We start from the raw sequence: 2,584 nt of genomic DNA, 5'->3' as shown, positions 1-2,584 counted from the left end.
CTTCCATGAAGATGGGAGGAACGGAAGATTTTACCAATTTTATCAATGCAGTCATTGATGAGAAGGCATTTGATAAGATTTCCAAATACATTGATAATGCCAAGAAGGCCGAGGGCGTGGAAATCATTGCTGGGGGTAACTATGATAAGTCCAAAGGCTATTTTATCGAGCCTACTGTGGTTTTGACCAAGGACCCTATGTATGTAACCATGTGTGAGGAAATTTTTGGACCGGTATTGACCATTTATGTGTACCACGAAAACCATTACGAAGAGGCATTGGAATTGGTGGATCAGACCTCGCCTTATGCCTTGACCGGTGCGGTTTTCTCTCAGGACCGTTATGCCGTTGAACTGGCAACCAAGAAACTGAGAAATGCAGCCGGTAATTTCTATATCAATGATAAACCGACAGGTGCGGTAGTAGGCCAGCAGCCATTTGGAGGTGCTAGAGCATCTGGCACCAATGACAAGGCTGGATCTATGATCAACTTGTTGCGCTGGGTTTCTCCAAGAACGATCAAGGAAACCTTTGTATCTCCGGTAGATTATAGGTATCCGTTTTTGGGTGAAGATTGAGCGTATTGATTGTACCAGGTACCAAGTACAATGTACCAAGTAGAAAGAGTCGAAAAGCGAGAGGTGAGAGATTAGACTCGATTTACGTCGGTAGGGAGATTTCTTTATTATAAACAAGAAGCAAGAACCAAGACTTGTTTGGTCGAAAGAATCGAAAGGGCAGATTTGAAGTAACCTGATCTTATGTCTTTTGTCTAAAGACTAGAAGGGTCAGATCAGTATTTAGAATCTGGCCAACTTGTAGTTTGTACGAAAGGACCTTTGGGGTTTTTGTAACCCCGAAGGTCTTTTTCGTTTTAGGTGATTGGACCTAAATTTAGCTATTCATCCTTGCAATTTTAAAGCATCAATTTAAATTTACAAGGAAGAATATTCATTTATCTTGCAAATTTAAAATCAAGAGAACGCTGAGTCTTAAGTTAAGCAAGGGCTTTGTGAATGGCTGCGAGTACATCAAGGCCACGCAAAGGTATTTTGTCTATGGGGGGGATGATCATTTCCCGATCAATGCAGACACGAGAGTTGTCTTGCTCAGAGAAATAATGGAAATAATTATAAATACTACTGTCTAACTGGCTTTTTTATGATGCGAGCAATGACCATTTTATTCGGCTTGTACCTTTTGTTCTCTTGTACGGACTCAAAAAAGGAAGCTGTTTTTATCACTGCAGACCTGGCTGATTTCATAGTGGATACCCTGTACTTGGAAAAGGATACGTTGACAAAGAGCCTGCCTCAGGGGTTTGCCTTTTTGGAGCAAAATGGTAAATCTTTTTTATTTGGAGTAATAGGGCGAAGGATGTACCAATACAGCTATCCCTCAGGGGAGCTGGAAGGCACAGTTGATTTTGAAACCGAGGGCCCCGATGGTATAGGAGGGTTTGTATCGGGAGGCTTGATTACTGAAGACGGTATTTTTTTCATTTCGGATCAAAAAGCAATTGTTCATACTGATTTTCATGGCAAAGTGCTGGATAGATTTCCTTTGCCCAATGTCCCTGAAGAAAGATTGGCTGTGAATTTTAGTGTTGTCAATGGCAACAGGATGCACTATGATAAGGAAAAAAGGCAATTAATATTGGCTGATGTTCCTTTTGTGCTAAAGGAGCCTAATATGGCTTATCAGGACTGGGTTTGGAGATATGACTTAAAGAATGGAATAGGAGAGCCCATATCTTTTTCTTACCCTGAAATCTACAGCGCGTATTATGATGATCCCGAATTGGGGCTTTATTCCCATATTTTCCTTGATATGGAAAATCTCCATCTGGTAAGCTTTCCTGTGACCGATTCCTTATTGGTAGTGGATGGAAAAAGTTCCAAATGGGTAAACTCCAAAAGTTCAGCACCTTTGGTTTTTCAAAAGGGAAAAACCAATCAAGAAGGAGATTACGTTGTATTTTCACCAAGCATGGAGACCAGCAGGTACAAATGGATTATTTTTGAACCAATGTCCCAACTATTATTGAGGTATGTAGATATCGAAACTAAAGTATTAGATAATGGAAGGATTCAGAATAAGAGCAGTTTCATATTGCACAACCTTGATTTTGAAATAATTGGGGAATTATTCTTTGATAACCGGCAGATTGCACCCAGTGGCTTTGCTACTCCGAATGGGTATTTTTTCAAGCTACTCAACCCGGATTCAGATGACAGAGAAGCTTACATCAAGGTGGGTCTGAATTTTTAAGCCTTACCATAGGTTAAATATATCAATGCTATAATTTTTTTTAAACTAAATTTTATTTGACGTTATGCTTTGATGCATTTATTTTTAGTTTCCAAATCAAATCTGACTGTTTATGAATTTCAAAAAGATACTTTTGATTGCAGCTGTGGGCATTTGCTTTTTAGGCCTTAACTCATGCGGTGAAAATACTGCTACCCAACAGCTGCCTGAACTGAAAATCACTCCAAAAGATATCCTTACTTTCGACCAAATTGCTTCGGAGGTGGAATTTATTCCTATGATTATCCCGGAAGAATCACCATTGAAATTGCTT

The 2,584-nt window shown here is 39.6% G+C and carries 3 protein-coding genes; all 3 read left to right on the top strand.

What is annotated here, in order from left to right; all coding sequences use genetic code 11:
- A partial coding sequence (locus tag QZT73_RS05095) for an aldehyde dehydrogenase family protein (protein ID WP_291786957.1) occupies positions 1-578 on the top strand: 578 nt, incomplete at its 5' end.
- Between the two features lie 583 nt (positions 579-1,161).
- Complete coding sequence (locus tag QZT73_RS05090) at positions 1,162-2,271, top strand: DUF4221 family protein (RefSeq protein WP_291786955.1); 1,110 nt, start codon at positions 1,162-1,164, stop codon at positions 2,269-2,271.
- Between the two features lie 112 nt (positions 2,272-2,383).
- Positions 2,384-2,584: hypothetical protein (locus QZT73_RS05085; RefSeq protein ID WP_291786953.1), on the top strand; the 201-nt coding region annotated here is incomplete at its 3' end.

Source organism: Cecembia sp., from assembly GCF_007126775.1.
Classification (GTDB): Bacteria; Bacteroidota; Bacteroidia; order Cytophagales; family Cyclobacteriaceae; genus Cecembia.
The sequence above is the reverse complement of the archived record's forward strand: the minus strand, read 5'-3'. Positions and strand labels throughout refer to the sequence as shown.

Excerpts from the sequence above, each read along its gene's own strand:
- QZT73_RS05090 (WP_291786955.1), top strand. The coding sequence starts at position 1,162 with ATGATGCGAGCAATGACCATTTTATTCGGCTTGTACCTTTTGTTCTCT.